The organism is Shouchella clausii (assembly GCF_002250115.1).
In the GTDB taxonomy this organism is placed as follows: domain Bacteria; phylum Bacillota; class Bacilli; order Bacillales; family Bacillaceae_D; genus Shouchella; species Shouchella clausii.
Genome location: NZ_CP019985.1, coordinates 207,894 through 229,431 on the forward strand (window position 1 = coordinate 207,894; position 21,538 = coordinate 229,431).

Annotated in this window: 18 protein-coding genes and 1 pseudogene; 9 read left to right on the plus strand and 10 right to left on the minus strand. The window is 42.3% G+C overall.

Annotation, left to right across the window (positions count from 1 at the left end):
* Window positions 1–12: 12 nt before the first annotated feature.
* The 3 genes from BC8716_RS00970 to BC8716_RS00980 all read right to left on the minus strand — a co-directional run bounded on the left by BC8716_RS00970 (window position 13) and on the right by BC8716_RS00980 (window position 3,433).
* The gene (locus BC8716_RS00970) at window positions 13–990 is read right to left on the minus strand and encodes a tripartite tricarboxylate transporter substrate binding protein (RefSeq protein WP_176471731.1); all 978 of its coding nucleotides are present in this window, start codon (window positions 988–990) and stop codon (window positions 13–15) included.
* Between the two features lie 182 nt (window positions 991–1,172).
* Window positions 1,173–1,844 carry a response regulator gene (locus tag BC8716_RS00975; RefSeq protein ID WP_073304984.1) on the minus strand — a complete coding sequence of 224 codons (672 nt, stop codon included), beginning with the start codon at window positions 1,842–1,844 and terminating at the stop codon, window positions 1,173–1,175.
* Window positions 1,841–3,433 carry an ATP-binding protein gene (locus tag BC8716_RS00980; protein ID WP_179289384.1) on the minus strand — a complete coding sequence of 531 codons (1,593 nt, stop codon included), beginning with the start codon at window positions 3,431–3,433 and terminating at the stop codon, window positions 1,841–1,843. Before BC8716_RS00980 ends, BC8716_RS00975 begins: the two co-directional genes overlap by 4 nt.
* A 267-nt stretch (window positions 3,434–3,700) precedes the next feature.
* On the opposite strand from BC8716_RS00980, the gene BC8716_RS00985 reads away from it, so the two are divergent.
* Window positions 3,701–5,713, plus strand: a complete 2,013-nt coding sequence (locus tag BC8716_RS00985; protein WP_257392276.1) for a Na+/H+ antiporter — start codon at window positions 3,701–3,703, stop codon at window positions 5,711–5,713.
* 435 nt (window positions 5,714–6,148) lie between these two features.
* On the opposite strand, the gene BC8716_RS00995 is transcribed toward BC8716_RS00985, so the two are convergent.
* Complete coding sequence (locus tag BC8716_RS00995; RefSeq protein WP_094423560.1) at window positions 6,149–6,379, minus strand: hypothetical protein; 231 nt, start codon at window positions 6,377–6,379, stop codon at window positions 6,149–6,151.
* Window positions 6,372–6,854, minus strand: coding sequence for a sigma-70 family RNA polymerase sigma factor (locus BC8716_RS22955; RefSeq protein WP_094423561.1), 483 nt, complete (start codon window positions 6,852–6,854; stop codon window positions 6,372–6,374). The genes BC8716_RS00995 and BC8716_RS22955 overlap by 8 nt, the downstream gene beginning before the upstream one ends.
* A gap of 283 nt (window positions 6,855–7,137) precedes the next feature.
* On the opposite strand from BC8716_RS22955, the gene BC8716_RS01005 reads away from it, so the two are divergent.
* From BC8716_RS01005 to BC8716_RS22960, 6 genes are all read left to right on the plus strand, one after another.
* The gene (locus BC8716_RS01005) at window positions 7,138–7,269 is read left to right on the plus strand and encodes a YvrJ family protein (protein WP_094423562.1); all 132 of its coding nucleotides are present in this window, start codon (window positions 7,138–7,140) and stop codon (window positions 7,267–7,269) included.
* 71 nt (window positions 7,270–7,340) lie between these two features.
* A complete protein-coding gene (locus BC8716_RS01010; protein ID WP_094423563.1) occupies window positions 7,341–8,525 on the plus strand; it encodes an IS256 family transposase in 1,185 nt (394 codons plus the stop codon).
* Between the two features lie 760 nt (window positions 8,526–9,285).
* Window positions 9,286–10,005: a phospholipase A2 family protein gene (locus BC8716_RS01015; protein ID WP_094423564.1), complete on the plus strand. Its 720-nt coding sequence runs from the start codon at window positions 9,286–9,288 to the stop codon at window positions 10,003–10,005.
* 239 nt (window positions 10,006–10,244) lie between these two features.
* Complete coding sequence (locus BC8716_RS01020; protein ID WP_094423565.1) at window positions 10,245–10,568, plus strand: PadR family transcriptional regulator; 324 nt, start codon at window positions 10,245–10,247, stop codon at window positions 10,566–10,568.
* Between the two features lie 2 nt (window positions 10,569–10,570).
* Window positions 10,571–11,461 (plus strand): hypothetical protein, encoded by an 891-nt coding sequence (locus tag BC8716_RS01025; RefSeq protein ID WP_094423566.1) that lies wholly within the window; start codon window positions 10,571–10,573, stop codon window positions 11,459–11,461.
* A gap of 160 nt (window positions 11,462–11,621) precedes the next feature.
* Window positions 11,622–11,825 carry a halocin C8-like domain-containing protein gene (locus tag BC8716_RS22960; protein ID WP_107588894.1) on the plus strand — a complete coding sequence of 68 codons (204 nt, stop codon included), beginning with the start codon at window positions 11,622–11,624 and terminating at the stop codon, window positions 11,823–11,825.
* A gap of 184 nt (window positions 11,826–12,009) precedes the next feature.
* Here BC8716_RS22960 and BC8716_RS22670 read toward each other — a convergent pair.
* The 3 genes and pseudogenes from BC8716_RS22670 to BC8716_RS01040 all read right to left on the minus strand — a co-directional run.
* Window positions 12,010–12,546 (minus strand): annotated as a pseudogene (locus BC8716_RS22670) (transposase); the annotation flags it as partial.
* Window positions 12,547–12,591: 45 nt separating this feature from the next.
* Window positions 12,592–14,589 carry an ABC transporter ATP-binding protein gene (locus BC8716_RS01035; protein ID WP_094423568.1) on the minus strand — a complete coding sequence of 666 codons (1,998 nt, stop codon included), beginning with the start codon at window positions 14,587–14,589 and terminating at the stop codon, window positions 12,592–12,594.
* A complete protein-coding gene (locus BC8716_RS01040) occupies window positions 14,586–16,337 on the minus strand; it encodes an ABC transporter ATP-binding protein (RefSeq protein ID WP_094423569.1) in 1,752 nt (583 codons plus the stop codon). Before BC8716_RS01040 ends, BC8716_RS01035 begins: the two co-directional genes overlap by 4 nt.
* A gap of 624 nt (window positions 16,338–16,961) precedes the next feature.
* On the opposite strand from BC8716_RS01040, the gene BC8716_RS01045 reads away from it, so the two are divergent.
* Window positions 16,962–18,248 (plus strand): MFS transporter, encoded by a 1,287-nt coding sequence (locus BC8716_RS01045; RefSeq protein WP_094423570.1) that lies wholly within the window; start codon window positions 16,962–16,964, stop codon window positions 18,246–18,248.
* 336 nt (window positions 18,249–18,584) lie between these two features.
* Complete coding sequence (locus tag BC8716_RS01050) at window positions 18,585–19,655, plus strand: AimR family lysis-lysogeny pheromone receptor (RefSeq protein ID WP_094423571.1); 1,071 nt, start codon at window positions 18,585–18,587, stop codon at window positions 19,653–19,655.
* Window positions 19,656–19,842: 187 nt separating this feature from the next.
* On the opposite strand, the gene BC8716_RS01055 is transcribed toward BC8716_RS01050, so the two are convergent.
* Both BC8716_RS01055 and BC8716_RS01060 read right to left on the minus strand, forming a co-directional pair.
* Complete coding sequence (locus tag BC8716_RS01055; protein WP_094423572.1) at window positions 19,843–20,394, minus strand: isoprenylcysteine carboxyl methyltransferase family protein; 552 nt, start codon at window positions 20,392–20,394, stop codon at window positions 19,843–19,845.
* Window positions 20,391–21,491, minus strand: a complete 1,101-nt coding sequence (locus BC8716_RS01060; RefSeq protein ID WP_094423573.1) for a type III polyketide synthase — start codon at window positions 21,489–21,491, stop codon at window positions 20,391–20,393. Before BC8716_RS01060 ends, BC8716_RS01055 begins: the two co-directional genes overlap by 4 nt.
* Between the last annotated feature and the right edge of the window lie 47 nt (window positions 21,492–21,538).

Genomic DNA, 21,538 nt, shown 5'->3' on the forward strand with positions numbered 1-21,538 from the left:
GTTATCACTCCTTTAGTCGCGGCGGAAGCCTAGTTCATCTAAAACCGTTTCCAAATCTTCTGATTGTTCTTCCAAAAATGCACGGAACGTCTCAGAATCCATGTACATTTCATCCCACCCATACGCCTCGCGCACTTCCGCAAACGCTTCAGATTCGGAAGCTTGTTTAAAGATCGATTCATAATAAGCGAGCTGTTCCTCCGTCATATCCGGCGGACCAAAAATGCCGCGCCATACGACAAATTCTGCATCAATGCCCTGTTCTTTCCCTGTTGGCAACGTTGACAAAAACTCGCCTTCCAACCGCTCAGGGGCTGTGATGCCAAGAACTTTCATTTTGCCTGCACGAGCCTGTTCTGCCGCTTCTGACACGCCTGTTGATACAACGTCGACGCTGCCATTTAAAACAGAAGTCATTGCCCCGCCTTCCTGATCAGACACGTAACGAATTTTGGAAATGTCTACACCAGCCGCATCGGCAAATAAAACAAACTGCATGTGGTCCATACTTCCTGGTGAAGACACGCCAATCGTCGTTACTTGGCTCGGATCCTCGCGCATATCGGCAAACAATTCTTCCAGTGTCTCCCACTTTGCATCAGCTCTGACAGCGAAGGCTCCGTAGTCGGCAATTAAATTGGCAATCGGCGTAAAGTCTTCGTAGCCGTATGGAGACTGCCCTGCCAAGGCGACAAAATGCAACGGTGGCGAGGCGATAAAGATATTATGGGGGTCATTTCGCTTATGGATGTATGCCCAAGCAACTGCCCCGCCGCCGCCAGGTTTGTTAACAACGCCAAAACTATGGTCAGCAATCTTTTCTTCATCGATTGTCTTGGCAAGCATTCTTGCGGTTGTGTCCCAGCCGCCTCCAGCTGCCGCCGGAGCAATAAACTCAATCGAACGGTCCGGCTCCCATTCCCCTTCTGCGTTAACGGATCCGCTTTGAACTGGCATCGAGCAGCCGCTAATTAGTAAAGCAACACCCATACTCACAGTCCATATGCTTTTTTTTATGAACACTCTTTATTTCTCTCCTTTCGTATTATTTTTCTTATCTTACTGAGTTTTCACGATAATGTAACCGTTTTCAAAATAACGCTCATTAAGTGCATATTATTTATTTTGTTCATAAAGTTCACGAAAAAAAGCAAGAGACGCCTCTTGCCTTTCTACGTTGCCCAATACTTTCGCTCCGGTCTGCCAACAATGCCATATTCCAGCTCCGCTTTTGCCTCATTAGTTGAAATTAAATACTCTAAATAGCGCCGTGACGTTGTCCGTGAAGCGCCAAATTTCCGCCCTAATGCTTCGGCCGTTACTCCTTCCGATTGTTGACGCAGCAATGTGCGCACTCTTTCAAGTGTCAACTGGTCGATTCCTTTTGGTAAGGCTTCTGGTGGCGCATGTTTGGTTTTGGTGCCTTGGAAAAATTGATCCGCTGCTTGCTGGTCAATCGGCTGTTTATCTTGGAGCCACTTACGCAAGCTTTTGGCTTTATCGACCGATTGTTGCAAACGCTCAAACGCAATTGGTTTCACTAAGTAATCGACAACGCCATTTTGCAATGCTTTATGGAAAATTGTTTTTTCAGTCGCCGCCGTAATCAAGACGATTTGCATGTCGGGGCATGCTTGGTGCAGCTCTGGCAAAACGTCTACGCCGAGGCGATCTGGTAAATACACATCCAGCAGCAGCACATCAGGCTGGTGCATGTTTGCAAGTAAAACAGCCTCTGTCGCATTTTGCGCTTTGGCGACAACGTCAACATTTTTCATTTTCTTTAAAAACTGTTCGTGAATTTCAGCCACTCGATAATCATCTTCGGCGATCATTATTTTCATGTTGTCAACCCCTCCTGTACCTTTGGAATATACAAACTAATGATCGTCCCTGTCGGCTTATTCGCCTCGACTTCAAGAAAGCCACCTAATTCTTTTAATGCCGCTTGCACGAGTGAGAGCCCGAAACCGCGATGTCCACCTTCTTTTGTAGTAAACCCTTGCTCAAAAAGGCGTTCAGCAACAGCGGGATCAATGCCAGTGCCATTGTCGGCAATTTCAATAACAAGCTCCGCGCCAATATCGGTCAAAAACACATCGACTTCTGGTGTTTTTGTTTCCAAGACGGCATCAAAAGCATTATCAATCACATTGCCAATAATGGTGACTAACGAAGCCGTTGCTTGCGCTGGCCACATAAATGACACCGCGCTGTCTGGGTTGATCGCTAGTGTAACTTTCTTTTCGGATGCCTTGGAAAGCTTGCCGAGCAAGACCGCCTGAATCGTCGGATCGGCAATTTGCTCGAAAATGACTTTTTCATGGCGCGTATGTACGCCTGTTTCTTCATGGATAAATTCAAGCGCCTTGTCGCTATAGCCAAGCTGAAGCCAGCCAGAAATCGCATAAAGCTTATTGGTAAACTCATGTGCTTGCGCCCTGAGATCCTGGGAATACTGCTGCATTTCCGACAGAGCATTAATCAGCTCGTATAGTTCAGAACGGTCTTGGAAACTGGCAACTTTTCCGCCATACTCCCCGTTCTCTTCAATTGTTTTGTAATGGACAATTAGCCGTTTATCGCGAAAAATCGCTTCGTGTGGCCCTTTACGGTGCTGCTCTTTTAAGACCGCAGCCATTTCTGATTGTGTAAGCACCGTTTCGACTGGCTTCCCGACTGCATCATCTTCAATTTGTAGCAAATCTGTCGCCGACTGATTGACAAGCGTGACAATCCCTTTTTGGTCCGTTGCAATCAATCCTTCTTTAATCGATTGGAACACCGCTTGGCGTTCTTTATAGAGTCTGGCAATTTGGTAAGGTTCAAGCCCAAACGTGTCGTTGCGGATGCTTCGCGCCAACGCTGTGCTTCCTGCAATTCCGACTAAAAAAATCAACAGCAGCCAAATTAAAAATACAACCATACCCTGTTTAAAGATGGAATCGATATAGCCGATCATAAATCCTACTGATACAACGCCAATGACGTCGCCTTCTTCATTAAAAACAGGCGTCTTCCCCCGCACCGCAGTGCCAAGAGAACCATCCGCCAACGAAATGTAGCTATTTCCATAAACAAGCGCCTGTTCGTTGTCTCCGCCTACCATTGGCATGCCGATTTTTTCCTGGTCTGGATGGGTCAAGCGGATGCCATTCTCATCACCCACCACAATATATTCTGCATCTGCCCGTTTTTGGATAGCACCAATCAACTTCTGAAGCTCGTCTGTGCTCGCCCCTGTCTCCAACGCGTTTTTCACGTCTGGAATTTCTGCAACGGCTTTGGCAGTCGTCAACGCTTGTTCGCCAATAAGCTGGCGCGCCTGGTTTCGTTCTAAATAGACATATACCGCTGTGACGAGCACCATAATCAGTGTAATGAGCCCGCCTACATATAGGATAAACTTCTTTTCAAGCGACCGCTTTTTCACGTTACGCTTCCCCTCTCTTGTTGTCTAGTATAACGTTTTCAAAGAATCTGGAAAAGGGGGCGGTGCGATGGCGTTTTTTCTTTATTGTACTAGCTGACTTCCTTTGAGTTAACGACACGTCCAAAAAGTGAACAACACTTCTACCTGTGCTATACTTAATAGCTGAATGGGAGGGGCAGGTTTGGGAAACTTATAAACATACGTACTTCCAACGTTTTCATACGAAAGAAGGTTATACCAATTAGCACGATTTATCTTGTCTTACTTTTGTTTTTCATTATTGGTTTATCAAACATTATCCAACGCTTTCTGCCGTTTATCCCATTGCCATTAATCCAAATCGCACTAGGTATGTTGTGTTCCATTAGTCCAACTGCCGGCCTTCACATTCCATTAGAACCAGAGTTGTTTTTTGTCTTGTTTATTGCCCCATTGCTTTTTAATGATGGCAAAGTCACGCCTCGAGATGAATTATGGAAGCTGCGCCTTCCTATTTTGTTGCTCGCCCTCGGCCTCGTGTTTGCTACGGTTGTGGTTATTGGCCTATTCATCCATTGGCTGATTCCGTCCATACCATTGCCTGCCGCATTTGCACTTGCTGCGATTCTGTCACCGACAGACGTCGTCGCTGTCAGTTCGATTGCCAAACGAGTCCACATGCCAAAAGGGTTAATGCGCCTCCTTGAAGGCGAAGGCTTAATGAATGATGCTTCCGGCCTTGTCGCTTTTAAATTTGCTGTTGCAGCTACCGTTACAGGTATATTTTCGGTTAGTGAAGCATCCGTAAGCTTCTTGTTGATTGCACTCGGAGGGCTTGGATTAGGCGTGCTGTTTTCTTTTATGCTCATCGGCCTAAAAATGGCGTTGCGCCGCTTTGGCATGGAAGATATCACAACGCATATGATTATTCAAATTATCACGCCATTTGTCATCTATATTGGCGCCGAGGAATTTGGCGTTTCCGGAATTCTTGCCGTTGTAGCGGCAGGCATTGTCCACGCGATTGAAAAAGAAAAAGTCGAGTCGCGCACGCTAGAGTTGCAACGTGTGTCCGACACAACGTGGTCAGTCATTCTCTTCATTTTAAATGGCCTTGTCTTCGTGTTGCTTGGCCTGCAAATCCCAGACACAACGCGGCTCATCTTTGACGATCCGCAAATTACAGATATGGAAGTGATCGGCTATATACTCGCCATTACCGCTTCTTTGCTTTTGTTGCGCTACATATGGCTTGCATTGTTTTGGAAAAAGATCAAGCCACTGCTTTTCTTTCAAGAAGAACCAGAAGAAAAGCATCGTGCCATTGCGCTCCTAACGTTTTCTGGCGTACGTGGCGCCGTCACGCTGGCAGGGGCATTCACAATCCCTTACATCGCCGCCGACGGTTCCCCGTTTCCAGAACGGGACTTGCTGCTGTTCCTTGCCGCCGGCACCATTCTTGTGACAGTGTTGCTTGCAAGCATCTTGCTGCCGTTATTAGCCAAAAAACCAGAACTTCAAGAAGCCGACCAACAGCTTAGCTTTACACGGGCGCTTGAGCAGTTGACCCAAGAGGCAAGAGTGATTTTGGCTGATAAATCCCATTCTCATGACAAACAAACACTGCGCCGTTTACAGCGCGAATATGACCGTATTGTCATCCCGCTGCTCCATGATGCCAATACCAATCACACCTTGATAGCGCCAGACCGCAAGAAAGAGCTTTTTCTGTTGTTCAAAGCGTTGCAACATGAGCATGATTTGCTTGAAGCAACACTTGAAGATCCCACATTAACAGAAGCGATGGAAAAACGGCTACGCGCAAGAGCGCAAAACATTGGTCAAATCCTAAGTGTCCGCTCGCCACTTGCTTTCTTACGTTTCGGTTCAAAACATTTTATCGACAGAATGTTAAACAAAGCGAACAAAAATCGCCTATCCATTGAGGAAAAGAACCGTCTCTATTTGATTTACACACGCCTCTTTGCTGACATTATCAAAAAACTCGACGAACAAATGACGACAAAAAACGAGTCTGTCACTAAACGAGTCATCCATTTTTACAGAATTCAGCTTAACCGCCTTGATCATGTGCACTTGAACAACGATGAAAAGCTCTATAAGGAAATGCTCGGATTGCATTACGAGATTATGGAAGAGATGCGCCGCTCTTTGCAAACCCTTTTCCAAAACAATGACCTTTCTCGTGAAACGACACAAAAGCTGCGCCGTTACTTAAACTATATCGAGGCCAATGTAACCGAAGCGTTGCAACTACCTGACGAGAAAAATGGCCATTGACCACGGCTGTGGCAAGGGATGAAAAAAGACGCGAACATAGGGATTCGCGTCTTTTTTGTGTGATTGGTAGTGTTGGACCGTTAAGCTCCTTGTTTTTTGGCGGTTTGACCGTGGATATTGTTTAAACGTATTATCGGTTAGGGCGAACCTTGTTGTATAAGTTTATGGGACAAGAAATCTGGTAGCTTGCAATAAGGTTCCAATCACTTTGATGACCGGAACCTTTTTAAACCCGTAATCCCTAAAAATAACTACTCCTTTTCTTTTTTAAAAGCAAGGTTTAATTTTCTTAGCATCAAAGCTGCGTCTTGAGACAATTCACTGTATATTTTCCTCTCTTCAGGAGTGCAACACTCTAAGCAACGAGAACAAATGGACAAAGTTCGATGTATTGCTGCTGCACACTCCATTAATTCGCTGTTAGTTCTCATTTTATTATTTCCTCCTTTTTTGATTGTTTACAATAAATTCAAAGATAGTTGGGATGTTCTCAAATTTAATTTTGTCAATCGACTGAAATAGTTTTATCCTCACTTCCTGTTCAACGTCATCGCGAAACCTATTCGGTATAGCTTTCATTTGTCTTTTAATTTGAGGTTCCACTTTTCTAAGAACATACTCACGCTTCTGTTTTATTTTTTTAGCTAGATCTAATTCATCATTCATCTTTATCAACCATCTTCTTGTATAACTTCTCTAGTGCCCGATTATGGATTGTTGAAATATTTTGATTAGAGACATTAAGATATTGGGCAGCACTTTGGTTATCCATGTCGTAAATATAGAATAACTCTAATACTTGGAGTTGCTTTTTTGTTAAACCCTTAAGAGCAATTTTTAATTGCTTATTACCAACACACTGACAAATCGATTCACATTTTTTATCAAACAATACTGCTGGATCGGTCGAATAATCTACGGCAAAATAGCTTTGTAAAGTGTTAGAGACGTTGTCAGTAGGAGCCTCTTTATCAAGAATATACACGTGCTTTTTGAAATGGTTCCTGTATCGCTTAATAACATCAATTGTATAATTTCTAATTAGTGTTGAAACATACTTTAACAGACGTAACTCGTAGAAAAATAGGCGAAATGCTAAGTCTAATTCACTAACGTTTTCTTTATTTGGCTGATCTAACACCTTTTAATAAAGCAGATGGTGTTCTTTAATAGAAAGGAAGGATTTAAGTACAGGATGTTCACTTGGCTGTAGATCAGTTAATAAAGAAATACTGTGCTTGTCTATATGATCGACTAAATCCACAACAATTCCCCCTTTTTTAAATATATAGAGGAATAAGTACCGTATTTATCAACCATTTCTATATTTTGTAATAAAAAACAGACTATTTTGTTGAAAATTTTTCAAATGATGGATCTAATCAACATTATTTTCTCTTATCTAGTACCTAGGGGGGATTAAAATGCACGATGTAAACAATTGGGTTTTGCTACTTGGTAATTTTGGTTTCCCTATTTTAATTGCTGTTTATCTACTTATTCGGTTTGAAAGAAAAAGAGAGCGTAAAATATCTTGTGTAAATAATAAATATTAGACGGAAAAAGGAAGCCCTTTTCTAGTAGAATTGAGTTACCACACAAAATTCACAGAAAAGAGGACTTCCCTATGACTGATTTTACTACAGATATTGCACAAGCTCTAGTTCGGAAAGAGGATTTGAAAGAAGTTTTTCGAACGCATCTAGAAAACGCCGTCAACACCCTTCTAGCCACAGAATTAACGGCTTTTCTGGACTATGAGAAATACGATCGTGGTGGATTTGGTTCAGGAAACTCGAGGAATGGCACGTACCCGCGTACGTTTCATACAGAGTTTGGGGATCTTCACCTTTCCATTCCGAGAGATCGAAATGGGGAGTTTCACCAACAAACGATCTCACCGTATAAGCGATCCAATGACACGCTTGAATCATTCGTCATCCACATGTATCAAAAAGGAGTCACGACAGGAGAGATCACCGATCTCCTTGAACGCATGTATGGCCATCATTACACGCCACAAACCATTTCGAATATGACCAAAACGATGGAGAAACAAGTCGAAGCTTTTAAAGCACGAACCCTGGCGAAGCGATATGTCTGTGTCTATTTAGATGCCACCTTTATTGCGATTAAACGAGACACGGTTTCAAAAGAAGCGGTCTGTTTGGCCATTGGTATTCAAGAGGATGGGACGAAAGAAGTGCTGGCGTACACGATCGCACCAACTGAATCGGCTTTGGTCTGGAAAGAAGTCTTAGAAGATCTTCAGAATCGAGGTGTCGAGGACGTGTTGCTTTTTGTTTCGGATGGGCTTAAAGGAATCGTCGATTCCATTCAAAGTCTCTTTCCTTCTTCGTCCTATCAATTGTGTTGTGTCCATTTATCACGCAACCTCGCACACAAGGTTCGCGTTTCAGACCGGGCTGAAGTCTGTGGTGATTTTAAGCGAGTCTACCGCGCGACCAGCAAACAAGAGGGCCAAAAAGCGCTCGATGACTTCGTGACAAAATGGAAAAAAGTCTATCCAAGAGCAACAAAATCACTTGAGGAGAATCCTTTTATACTCACGTTTTACGACTTCCCTCAAGCCATTTGGCGAAGCATTTATTCCACCAATCTTATTGAATCCTTTAATAAACAGTTAAAGAAGTACAGCAAGCGGAAAGAGCAATTTCCAAATGAACCGTCCATTGAGCGGTTCCTCGTTAGTCAGTTTGAACCCTACAATCAAAAATTCTCAACACGTTGTCATCTTGGATTTGATTTAGCAAGAGCTGAATTAGTAAGCATGTTTGAACGAAGAAAATAACGAAAGTGGTCTAACTGAACATAGATTAGGGTTTTCATTTACACAAAATTCTTGACGGTCCCAAGAAAAATTGAAGCCCTAACATCTGTTATTAACGAATTAAAGAATAGTATTAAAAATAGGAGGAAGTAAAGTCCTTACTACAATTTAGTGCCAATTTTTCGAGTTAACAACATGACGCTAGAAAGCTTAAAAGATCGAAGAAAAGAACATCAAAAAAGGGGATCTTGAAATAACTGATTTCTTACAAATAAAAAAATACAAAAGAGATTATTTTAAAAGCTCACTTGGCAGTAAAGCCAAGTGGAAAAGCAAAGGTCTACAAAAATTTTTATCTAGGTTCTAATCCGAGGTACTAACATATTAAATTGTACCACTGCCTTCTTTAAAAAGCAGCAAATCAGTATGAAAAAAGTAGAGGCAACACACAGTTGTGCCCCTGCTTTTTGTCTTTTTATGTTAAAACAACCTTTGTTAAACTTTTTCACCATAGTTGATTATTATCCGCCAAGTTTCTCTATATGTTAACGAGTACAGAAACTTTCCTCTTTTGTACTCAATATATTAGGAAAGGAGGGATAGTATTGGACAAAAAAAATAATGAGGTGAAACCTCAATATATTACTGGTTGTGCAGGAGATAGCAGAGCTTGCTGTTACTACCATGAGAAATGTTTAAGAGAAGTAGGTGTTTTTCCGGATGGTACTCAATTTTACACGGGCAGATGCTGTGGACAATAAATTAACCTGGGGGTATTATAATGGGTCAAACAGTTGTTGACGGTTCATTTCTTGACAAGTTCCAAAAGCAAAAATTATTAAATCAAATCAAAGAACGAAAACCTTATAAATTAATTTTGGAGAAATTGTATGAGGTAGGATTAAAAAATAATTCTGCTGAATCCATAGTTGCTTATAACGGCAAAGTCGTGAATAGCTTTGAAGGAAATGAGCATATTTTTAAGCTGACATTTGCACACTTAAAACTTGAAAATGCATTGGTTTATTACCACCTTGTCGAAGCTGGTGAGGAAAAACTAGAAAGTTTCTCTGCGGACCTCCTTCATACTAATGGATCTTTAATTACAACTTTTGTAGTAGAGGATCAAGAAGTTAAAGAAGTTTTGACAACAGAATACGACGGTCAGTTAGATCAAACGATTGAAGAGGATCTGCCCGATAACCCTAATTATGATCACAATGAAGAATTAATATCTATTCAAGCACCTTGGGATATCTGTATGCCAGGAGGATACAGACATTGTGGAAGTGATTGTGGCGACAAGGGCAGTAAAGGCGGCGGTACACCCATAAATCCAATTGACACTTGCTGTCGATCTCATGACCGTTGCTGGGAGCGGTATGGAAGATGGGATTGTCAGTGTGATCGTAATCTAATTAACTGTGCTCGACCGCACAGGGGCAAATATCCTGCAGCCTATGCAACAATCTGGGCAGTCTTTGCTTATAATGCATGCTAAAAAATGAAAATCACTCCCGAAGGTAGAATGGGGTAAAATATGATGGCCTTTTTCGATTATAAGCGGGAAAGGCCATTGTATTTTTTTCATTTTCATACTTGTTATTGACTCAGTAAACATCCGTACGTTTTATCGTTCCTAGGGAACGTGCCTTTTTTTGGGAGTTAATTTGACAAGACATAGTACATCGTTATATATTAGTACATAACATAATATGAATATTGAAAAGGAGGATAAAATTGGATAAAGAACAGCTTAAAGGCAACTTAGATTTAATTATACTTGCACACGTTTTCAAAACAGATGACTATGGGGGTGCCATTGTTAAAAAAATATATGACGAAAGTAACCAACAATACAAAATGAGTGAAGGAACCTTGTATTCACTTTTAAAAAGACTTGAAAAAAAAGGACTCCTTTCCTCTTATTGGGGAGATGAAACGAATGGCGGCAGGCGCAGGTATTATTCTATAACCGAGGCAGGAAAAGTGACATTCAAACAAAAATTGGAAAGTTGGAGATCAATCAATAAAATGATTGAAAATTCAATAAGGAGTGATTGAGGTTGGCTACCAAATTTGAAAATTATGTTGACAGTATCCTTAATGAAGTCGAGCTTAACAATCAAAATTATAACGACCTAAAAAGTGAAATTTTGACATATCTCAATGAGAAGAAAGAGTTTTACGAAGGCAAAGGCCTGGATTCAGATTCAGCAGCAGACGCTTCTATCGAAGACTTTGGAGAAAGCAAAGAAGTAGGAAAGGATTTACTTAAAACTTATCTTCCTTATCGAAAAATTGCTCTAATAAGTGCCATCGTTTCCAGTTTTGTACTTAGCACATCTATTTTTTTATATTCTTCTTTTTTCGCAAACTCTGTTCCTTTAATTTGGTTTTTTTTAATGCTAAGCTCAGCTGGAGTAACTAGCTATTTTTACTTTAAACCCCTTAAAACGGCTAAATATCGAGCTTTCTTTATAGGGTTTATGGTTGTTTTTTCTTTTATAAGCTTGATAGGTCAATTTTATCTTGAAGCAATAAAACACGATATAATATACATGATGTTGTTCGTATTATTAATAATTACGTTTGTCGCAATATTGACCAACATAGTAATTGGGGCAATTCATCAGCCTATCAGCTCTCGATTTCAAATTCTAAACACTACTCAAAGAAGAATAAATGTCTTGTTTAATCTAGTTAGTGGCATTGTTGTATTAGGGTACACCTCTTTAATTTCGGTAGGCTTCTTCATTTTTGGCGTGCCACCTAGCCTTGCTCCAATCACTTTTGTTTTATTCATTTTAGGTATATGGGTGATTAGTCTTGTTTTTAGTCTTATTAAAGTAAATTTGTCGATGGTAGGTAGATTATTACAGGTTGGAGTAGTCGCATTAGTTGTGAGCACTTTTTTCTCTCAAAAAATTATTGACGTAATTAACAATCTGTTCTAAAAATATCCCGTTTATAGAAAACATTTAGAACCAAAACCTACCTATCTTCTTTCTCTTTGATCACAGGTTGGCTGGTTTTGGTTTTATTCCTGTCAAGGTAACACCAATAAATTACCCGTTTCTGCGTTGATTTTCCTAGGTCTTTGATGGTCACAGGCATATGAATTTTCCAGAATATGTCCCCGCTTCAGCGTGCGAAACCGCAATTAATGTCCTATGTGGAATTGGTGGCAGAGCAGCGTGTAATGCCGCATGTCGTGCCATCCCAATTATAGGTCTCTTACTTGTTTTTACTATATATGGAAGTTTATGTGCTACAATTACTGCAGATGGGTGTAACGCAGCTAAAAGACGATTCTGCTAAATTTTACATGAAAGGATGTGAGAAAGATGAAGTTGATAGCAAGTAAAGATACATCTGATAAGTATTCAGAAGTTCATTTTTACTTTTATAAAGTGTTAAACGTCCTTTCTTTCAAAAAATCAAAGCACCTCCGGAAAAAAATTTTAGTAATCGATGAGCATTTGAAATCAAGAAAGAAAAATTATTAAAATGCAGCTGTTTCAGACCATAGACAAAACGCCTTTGAGGAATGAATCCCAAAGGCGTTTTGTTGATCAAAAAGATGTGGAATGACTTTGGAGTTGGAGGAGTGTTCCCCCTTTAAACTTCAGATGGCTAATTTTTAAAGTTCCTCGCAGCAAAAACAAGCATCGCCTGCATTGAACTTTTCCCAACCCTTTCAGGTTAATCCAACGCAGACCATGCTTTTGTTTCAGATCAGCAAAGACACGATCAATTGTTTTTTCGGATATAGCCTTTAGGGGGCATTGGGCGTTATACGGCATGACTGGATGAACGCCTTCTTCTAGAAGCTTTTTGGCAATGGTCGGCGTTTTAAAGCCCGCCCCGCCCTGCTACAATCTTCGGTCGGCACACCGTGTCTTTCAATTGATCAAACAGGTCTTGGAAAACTTGGCTGGCGTGGATATTTGCTGGTTTCACCATGATTCCCAGAATAAATCCAGGCATCACACGCCGTATGGAAGCTATAAGTCTGTCGACTGTCTCGGTAATATCGAGACAGTCGACAGGCTAAACAGACTGCATTCCGCGATCTGTTTCCATTTTACACAGCTTGCCCTTGCTGCAAATAGTACATATGGGCATACGTCCCGCCTGCAGCCAATAGCTCTTCATGAGTGCCTTTTTCTAGAATCGTGCCTCGGTCGAGCACAATGATCTGGTCAGCATCTTTAATAGTAGACAATCGATGGGCAATCACAAACGTCGTCCGGTTCGCCTTCAACGATTCCAATCCGCGCTGAATGATCATTTCCGTTTCCGTGTCAATGCTCGACGTAGCTTCATCCAAAACAAGAATGGCTGGGTCCGCGACTAGAGCGCGGGCAAAGCTGACAAGCTGCCGCTGTCCACTTGATAAAGTACTGCCCTTTTCCGATACTTCTTCATCTAAGCCATTCGTCAGTTTGGCAAACACGTCCTCTCCGCCAACAAGGCGAACGGCTTCCTCAATTTCAGCCCGTGTCGCGTCAGGCCGCCCATAGGCGATATTTTCGGCAATGGTGCCTGAGAACAAGTATGGTTCTTGGAGAACAATGCCCATATGTGCCCGCATTGCTTGGGGCGATAGTGTTTTCGTATTGACACCATCGATCGAAATCGTCCCAGTCTGCGGATCATAGAAGCGGAACAGCAAGTTGATAATCGAACTTTTTCCAGACCCTGTATGGCCGACAAGGGCAACCGTATCGCCAGGCTTTGCGCGAAACGACAGGCCTTTCAGGACAGGCTCGCCGTCTTTGTAAGAAAAACGGACATCCGTGAACGCTACTTCACCTTTAAAACGCGGAATTTCACTATCATCCACGTCTCTTCCTTCTTCATCCATTAATTCAAATACCCGTGTACCAGCTGCACGGGCTTGCTCCAAATTAGCAAGCTGATTAATAATTTGGTTAACTGGCTCAAACAGACGATTGATATAATCCACAAACGCATACAGCACGCCAAGTGTTAAAAAACCTGCTGTTCCACCGCTAATCCACCAAATCAACCCCACAAACACCACATTTTTGACAACAAACGTCAAATTGTGGGATGTTAATGAATTGAGTTTAAGCAGTTTTGCTTGATACGTATAATGCTCTTCGTTTAACTTTTCAAACGCGGCTTCTGTTTTTGGTTCTTGGCGAAATGCTTGGATAATGCTCATGCCTTGGACTGCTTCGTTCATTGCAGCGTTAATTTCCGCATTTTTGGCGCGGATTTTCCGGTTATAGCCTGCAGCAAATTTACGGTACACTTTAAACCAAGCATACAAAATCGGCAATAGCACAAGCGCCATTAGCGCCAAACGCCAATCAAGGATAAACAAAGCAACATAAATGCCGGCAATGTAGATGCCGCTTGAGAAAAAGTTGGCGAGCACGGTCATATACAACTCACGAATTGCTTCGGTGTCATTCGTAATGCGGGCAACAATTTTCCCAGCAGGCTGATGGTCAAAAAAGCGTACAGGTACTCGGGAAAGCTGGCCAAATACATCAACCCGCATCCGCTGGATAATGCGGTGCGCTGCTTTCTTTAAATAGTAACTTTGGCCGTAGCGGAAGAAGGAAGCGACAAACACAATCCCTAGGTAAAGCAACAACCAGTTGATAATAAGCGGGATTTCCGGCGAATAAAACGCAAGCACTTCGGAAGTCGACAACGGTTCCGCTTCCGCTGTATAAACGTCTCCCCCTGCTTCAATCCTCAGCTCTCCATCTTGAAAAGAACGACTTCCGTCAAGAGGAAGTGGCTCTTCCGTAAAGTAAAACGACTTGCCGATTTGCATAATTTGTACAGCTTCGCCTTCGATTTGGCTGCTATCAGCGTAGGCTTCCCGTGTGTAATAGGCGCCGTTATACGAGACTGCCTGGCTGCCTGCTTCGGTCTCATACCAAGGCTCTTCAATTCCTGAAATATGGCGGTCAATCACTGTTTTTGCAATAAAAGGCCCCGTCAACTCTGCTGCTACAGCGACGGCTAACATAAGCAAAGCAGCCATAATTGTCCACTTGCTTGTTAACGCATAACGAACGAGCCGTTTTTCCGTACTCATACATTCACCTCCTCTTCACCAAGCGATTGGTTCCTAACTTGCTCTGCATACCAGCCGCCTTCTTCCATTAATTGCGCATGGGTGCCCCGCTCTACTACTTTTCCGTCTTCAAGGACAATGATTTGATCGGCATGTTCAACCGCGGACATCCGGTGCGTTGTAATAATGGTTGTTTGGCCAGCACGTTCCTTTTGGATGTTGGCAACGATCTTCGCCTCTGTTTTAGCATCGACAGCTGACAACGAATCATCCAAAATTAACAGTTCCGGCTTTGTCACGAGCGCACGTGCAATCGAAATCCGTTGCTTTTGTCCACCAGATAAAGACACGCCATTCTCGCCAACAAGCGTATCAAGCCCCTCAGGCAAAAAAGCGAGGTCTTGGGCGAAAGCCGAAGCTTCGATTGCTTCGTTTAACTGAGCCTCTGTGGCACCATCAGCAGCAAATAGAATGTTCTCACGCACTGATTTGGAAAAGAGCACATGGTCCTGCGGCACATAACCGATCGCACCGCGTATTTCTTCTTGTGGCAAATCGGCAATCGACACACCCGCAAAAGAAATGTCACCGCTTAGTCCTGGATAATACTTCATTAATTGTTTCACAAGCGTCGACTTGCCGCTCCCCGTCTTTCCGACAATTCCAATCGTTTCCCCTTTGTTGATTGTCAGAGAGATGCTTTCCAACTGATTTCCTTTTGCGCCTGGGTATGAAAAGCTGACTTTTTCATATCGGATCGGCAAATGGTGGCCAAGGCCTTCAACAGGCACATCCGGCGCTTGAACCGCTTTTTCAACCGTTAACGTATCGTTGACACGGTCATAAGAAGCACCACCACGTTGCATAATGTTAACCAATTCACCAATTGCAAACATTGGCCAAATCAACATCCCTAAGTACATGTTAAATGTAACGATTTGTCCAAGCGTCACTTGTTGGTGGAACACCAAATAAGCACCGTAGCCAAGACCGATCACATAACTTAAGCCAACGACCATATTGACAACAGGGTCAAAAAACGACTCAACACGAGCCACTTGCATGTACCGCTTGTATACGTCGTTGCTCTTTTCGGCAAATAATTTCTCGTCACGACGCTCGCTCCGAAAAGCCCGGATAACGCGCATGCCTGCCACCGATTCAAGCACACGGTTGTTCAAATCACCGAACGCTTCTTGTGCTTTTGAAAAACGGGAATGGATCATACTCCCTAAAATCGTGACGACTAACGCAATCAGCGGCAACGGCGCAACGGCCGCCAGCGTCAGACGCCAATCAATCAAAAGAACCATCGCAGCAAGCAAGATCCCCATAAATAAGACCGAATCCAACAATGTCAGAATGCCGAATCCAGCAGTCATCGAAATGGCCTTCATGTCATTCGTTCCACGAGCAAGCAAATCGCCTGTTTTCCGCTTCTCGAAAAACGGCGGATCCATCGCAAACAAATGGCGCATAAAACGGGAACGCAATTTCCGTTCCAAAATAAAAGCGCCGCCAAACAGTTGCTGCATCCAAATAAAACTAATCCAATAACTAGCTATAATGATAACAACCAACAGCGCTATCAAGCTAAAAGCATACGAATAAGACAATGCACCGCGCTGGAACGCGTCCACCGCTTCCCCAATTAATAAAGCGGGCATCAAATCAACAACGCTGACAACAAGTAGCAATACAACCGCTACAGTGTACCGTTTTTTTTGTTCTTTAAAAAACCAGGCCAATTGCTTCAATACACGAAACATTTTCTCTCACTTCTCTCTATTCAAACTTTGACCATTGCTTTGCTATCCACCTTCTAGTTCCCCTAAATCAAGCAAAAGTGGAATTCGGCCCATCAACCTACTCACATGTTGTTCCTCCTTTTTTGTTTCCTTTTATTGCCAAAAACTTCGCCTACAAAAAAGACGCTGCGGCATGCCGCAACGTCACTTATGTAAGCATATACGTGTGCAAAGGCGCGCTGATAGGCGCAGCCTCGTTCTGAAAGGCGCAACCTACCGATGAAAAGGCAGCTCGCCGACGAGACAAACGCAGTATTCCGTTTTTAACCGTGCAGTACCAAAAACGATACGTGTCATCTGTCTCATCCCCTTTCAAAAAAAGTAAAAAGCTGTTTATAGCTTACCTGATTTATCTGATAAAAAGCAAGAGGTTTTTGCAAGGGGTGTTGTTAAATTGGGCCTTCCGAGGAGGCCTCTCTTTGTAAAAAGTTCAAAAATAGGTTGAAAAATTCAAAAATAAAATTTACGATAAACACAATACCTTATTAAAAAGAAATACCGGAATGTTGGCAAGTAAGCTTTTGAGAGATTTTCAGACCGAAAAGTGGGGCATATCCTATATTACGAAATAAAAGAGGCGATTTTTTGAAACGTAAGTTCGCTCGTTTATTTGAAAACTATATACCCATTTGGGGTAATAAAAACTATTTATGGTTTCTATTAGTCTCTATGTTTTCATTGGCTGGAGACCTGGTTGCTTGGGTGATCACAACTTGGGTTTTAACAACTCAATTCGATCATCCTGCCGTTTACTTAACGGCTCTTGTCATACTCACTCAATCCGCTTATGCGATTATGTCTCCCTATATGGGGCATTTAGTAGACAAGTGGGGACCGTTTACTAGCTTAATCTCTAGTACTGGAATTCGCACAGTTATTTTAACGTTTTTATTTATATCGCTATTATATGTCGAGGACGGCGTTAGTCCGTGGGTGATTGTAGGACTGATGACTTTAGAATACATATTTGTTCCATTAAGCAAACAATCGGAATTCGTCATGATCAAGGTTTTAGTAAGAGATGAAGAGCAGCTAATACCTGCAAATGCTCTACAAGGCATTCAATTTGATGCCTCTTACATTATCGGGCCATTAATCGGTGGTTTATTTGTCTCTACAATTGGCATTTATTACGGCCTCGTTCTTAACATGGCCTCCTTTCTTTTTCTCGGGATTGTCATCCTAATCATTGCGCAAAGAAACAAAGATTATCGAGACCATTTCAATGTTGAACAAGCTGATAACAAAGAAGCTAAGCCAAAAACGTTTATAAATTCCTTAAAGACGGGAATCTCGTTTATCGTAAAAACACCCCCTATGCTATCCATCTTGCTTATAGGATTTTTGTGGAATTTATTTGTATTTGGACCGATTGAAGTCCTTTACCCTATTTTCACCGTTGACGTTCTCGAAAGTAACGGATTTGTTTATGGATTACTTATGTCTGTAAACTCAGTAGGCTTTATATTAGGCTTATTTTTGGCGGGCAATATGAAATGGAAAGTTCCTTTTGCTATGACGATGGGCATATTGATAGGTCTACATGGCCTCCTATATTTCTTTATTGGAATCGTACCGAATATCGTCTTCGTATGTGTCATTCTTTTTTTAGGCGGCATTGTTATTGCACCAACCGATATTTTTTCCAAAACAATACGCCAAAAAATGATTCCCTTTCATATGCTTGCTGGTGTCAGTTCGGTGTTAGCTTTTTTCAGCTTTATAAGCAAACCTATCGGCGCTTTCCTTGTAGGCTCATTAATAAACACTTATGGAAACCAATACTCTGGTTATATTATGGCGGGCCTTGGACTGATCTTGTTCATAGCTTGTATGGTCATTTCATTCAGGCCAGTTATGAAAAAGATATAATGACACTATTTAAAAAACAGCTTAAAAGCGAAAGCTGTTTTTTTATTTCGGTTGCCGTCTGATGGAGTGTTTTTAATGCACACTTCGATGCTCACATAACAGTTCCTTTCCCCGAAGCACTACCTTCCACTTCCATTTAAACAATCATTCCTCCCCATCAAAAGACAAAAAAGCAACTGCATTCCTCGTCTTTCCTACAGAAACGACACAAAATTAACTAGCTGCGTATTGGGAAAATCAGAAATTAGCAGAAAGTTGTTGATTTATGTCATTTGCTGTACTACCCTTTAAATAAGCCAAACCACAAAAGGAGGGAAGATCATTCAACAACCTGTAATGGCAATTGCCAATAACGGTGTATTGCAGAAAGAACAAATTACAGAACAATTGATGAAAGACCTCGCAAACAATCATCCAGAACTTTCATTTGAACAAGTGTTGACAATGGTGAAGAAAACGCTGCCGAATGATTACGTTCCTTTAATGAATATTTACGCCTTACACGTTAAAAGACTCCGACATGTGCAAGATGCTTTTGAGTATGCGAACTTGTTTAGGCAAGTTGACACATTAGGAAAAATGATCCAGATCCATGAAAATGATGATTTATTACAAGAATGGGTCCAAGTCTATCGGTTCTTCTATGATTTTTTGCCCCATTTAAAAATCGATGATGTGTTGATCCGTAATATCCGAAATTTATTCGGCTTAGTCAAACATCCCCAATTGCGAATGAGATTAGAGATTGCTGAACTAAATTATTTTGACAATCACGGTATCATCAATAATTTAACACCCATGATGAAACAATTTAAAGAACAATTTAAAACGATGCCTAGTGGATTTTTCAAGAGTGCACTTGCAGCACGGGTGACTTTGCTTGCAGGCAATGCTAGCTTATTCGGCGATGGAGACTATGAGGAAGCAGAACGTTGTTATTTAGCCGCCACAGTAATTGAGGCCATTCCCGATGTACTTCTGGTCACTGCTTATCATGGCCTTGGGCTTGTGTATTTAAAAGACAACAAGCAACAATGCTTAGATGCACATCAAAAAGCTCTTTTTTACGCACAACGCTCTAAGTTGGATCATTATCATCAGAACTTGGAATATGACTATATCCCGTTTGTTAAAAATATGCTCGGCGAAATTTTCGACATTGACCATGTGACACCGAAAGAACAAGCACATCAATATGTGGTTAGGGGCGAAACTCGAAAAGCTTTAGAAATCATTTCCCAACTAGAGACGCCTGGAAAAAAAGACGCACATTTGCTGTTTTACAAAGCAAAAGCACTTAAAAGTATTCCCTTGTTTTTCGAGACGATTAAAGCTTTTTCGTCTGAAGGATACACCCATATGATTGGATTTGCGGAAAAAGAAATTAAAAAAATCAAATTTTTTTAAGAAGGAGTTAATTTACATGAAAAAATGGTTCGTAGTATCTTCAACTCTTGTCGTTCTTTTTTCCTTTTCCCTTGGATCATTTACTACTGAACAAAGCTCTGAAATTACCACACAAGCTAAACCAGGACAACTCCTTTAAAACTCTGTGCCCCAAACCTTCTTCAAGGCTTGGGGTTTCTATTCGTTTTCACACCAACCAAAACCGCTTCTTCTCCTTAAATCGTTCGCCGTAGTCTGTCTCTCCTTGCAAGGCTGCCTCTTCCGTGGGAATCCGAACCGTCAGCATGGCTGCATTTAATAGACTAAACACAATAGCCGTCCAATACGCTTGAAACAGCAATGGGACAAACGCGATTTCCGCCACTACAACCATGTAATTAGGATGGCGCAAAAAGCGGTAGGGCCCTTTTTCAATGACTGGCGCTTCTGGCAACACGATAATTTTTGTGTTCCAATATTTACCAAGGGAGGAAAGCGCCCAGATGCGTATGATTTGGGCAATGACGACGATGGCAAGGGGAATCGCGCTCCAACGCGAAAATGCTATATTGGATAATGTCACTTCGATCAGCAGCGAAATAAAAAAACCACAATGCAGCGTAACCATCCATGGATAGTGGGCTGTCCCCGCTTCAACGCCCCCTTGTGCTTTCAGCCAACGTTCGTTTCGTCTCGCTACCCTTACTTCCACGAGGCGTTGAATGATAATCAGCGCAATCATCATATAGGCCCACGTCAATGGAGGCCACCTGCCCATTCAAGCACTAACATTTCTGAACAAAATCCAGGGCCGAGCGCCGCAACGAGGCCGACATCGCCGTGCTTATGCGTTTCTTCCATTGATTCCTTTAGCACGTAAAGGACAGTGGGGGAAGACATATTGCCGTGCTCTTTTAACACTTTGCGGGAAAGCATCGTCATTTCTTCTGGAAAACCTAGTGCTTTTTCATACGCTTCCAACACTTTTTTTCCGCCAGGATGGGCGATAAAAGCATTGATCTCTCCTATCTCTTTCCCTTCTTGGTGAAGCAGCTCCTCAACGTTCGGCTTCAGCCATTGGGCAACTAATGTTGGAATATGCCTTGAAAAGATAACATTTAATCCATTGTCCCGTACATCCCAGCCCATGACATCTTCTGAGTCAGGCATCAGTACCGATTGGGTCGCACGGATTACTGGGCGATAGGCTTGGGCGGCGTCTGCGAGCAGTGGCGAGGCTTGCCCAGCGACAAGGGCACATGCGACGCCATCAGCAAAGAGCGACGTGCCGATTAAATTGCTTTTCGATTGGTCTTCTTTTTGGAAAGTTAGTCCGCATAGCTCGGCGCAGACGACTAAAACCGCTGTTTTCGGGTGGGCGAGGCAATAGTCGTAAGCACGGCTTAAGCCCGCAGCTCCTCCCGCGCAGCCAAGTCCCCAAATAGGCAACCGTTTTGTTTCAGGACGAAAAGGCAGTTTGTTCATGATGCGAGCGTCTATCGATGGCGTTGCCATACCTGACGAGGACACAAAAATAATCGCATCGATTTCTTCGGGAGCGATTGTTCTTGATAAAAAATGGCCATTTGCCAAGCAGCTTTTTACTGCTTCTACACTATAGTCCGTTGCTTTTTCAATGAAGAGGTCGTTCCGCTCTCCTAGACGGTGGCTTGTTTGGAACCATTCCAACGGCACGGAAAAATGGCGCTTTTCAATTTCCCCATTGGCAAAAACGTTTAATAACCGTTCGATGTCTGAAAAACTTTCAGCAAATAATTCCCGGGCAAATTCCACTGTCTGTTCCTGTTTGAGTGGATGGGGTGGATCATATGTACTAACTGATAAAATCGTAGGCACGATCGCTCACCTCTACGTTAGAATGCCTATAGCATGCCCGATCCTTT

What these genes read in the sequence shown, in the direction of transcription:
- BC8716_RS01010 (WP_094423563.1), top strand. Translation starts at nt 7,341, where the DNA reads ATGACTGATTTTACTACAGATATTGCACAAGCTCTAGTTCGGAAAGAG.
- BC8716_RS01050 (WP_094423571.1), top strand. Translation starts at nt 18,585, where the DNA reads ATGGCAATTGCCAATAACGGTGTATTGCAGAAAGAACAAATTACAGAA.
- BC8716_RS01035 (WP_094423568.1), bottom strand. Translation starts at nt 14,589, where the DNA reads ATGAGTACGGAAAAACGGCTCGTTCGTTATGCGTTAACAAGCAAGTGG.
- BC8716_RS01015 (WP_094423564.1), top strand. Translation starts at nt 9,286, where the DNA reads ATGGGTCAAACAGTTGTTGACGGTTCATTTCTTGACAAGTTCCAAAAG.
- BC8716_RS00995 (WP_094423560.1), bottom strand. Translation starts at nt 6,379, where the DNA reads ATGAATGATGAATTAGATCTAGCTAAAAAAATAAAACAGAAGCGTGAG.
- BC8716_RS01005 (WP_094423562.1), top strand. Translation starts at nt 7,138, where the DNA reads ATGCACGATGTAAACAATTGGGTTTTGCTACTTGGTAATTTTGGTTTC.
- BC8716_RS00975 (WP_073304984.1), bottom strand. Translation starts at nt 1,844, where the DNA reads ATGAAAATAATGATCGCCGAAGATGATTATCGAGTGGCTGAAATTCAC.
- BC8716_RS01040 (WP_094423569.1), bottom strand. Translation starts at nt 16,337, where the DNA reads ATGTTTCGTGTATTGAAGCAATTGGCCTGGTTTTTTAAAGAACAAAAA.
- BC8716_RS22960 (WP_107588894.1), top strand. Translation starts at nt 11,622, where the DNA reads ATGAATTTTCCAGAATATGTCCCCGCTTCAGCGTGCGAAACCGCAATT.
- BC8716_RS00970 (WP_176471731.1), bottom strand. Translation starts at nt 990, where the DNA reads ATGGGTGTTGCTTTACTAATTAGCGGCTGCTCGATGCCAGTTCAAAGC.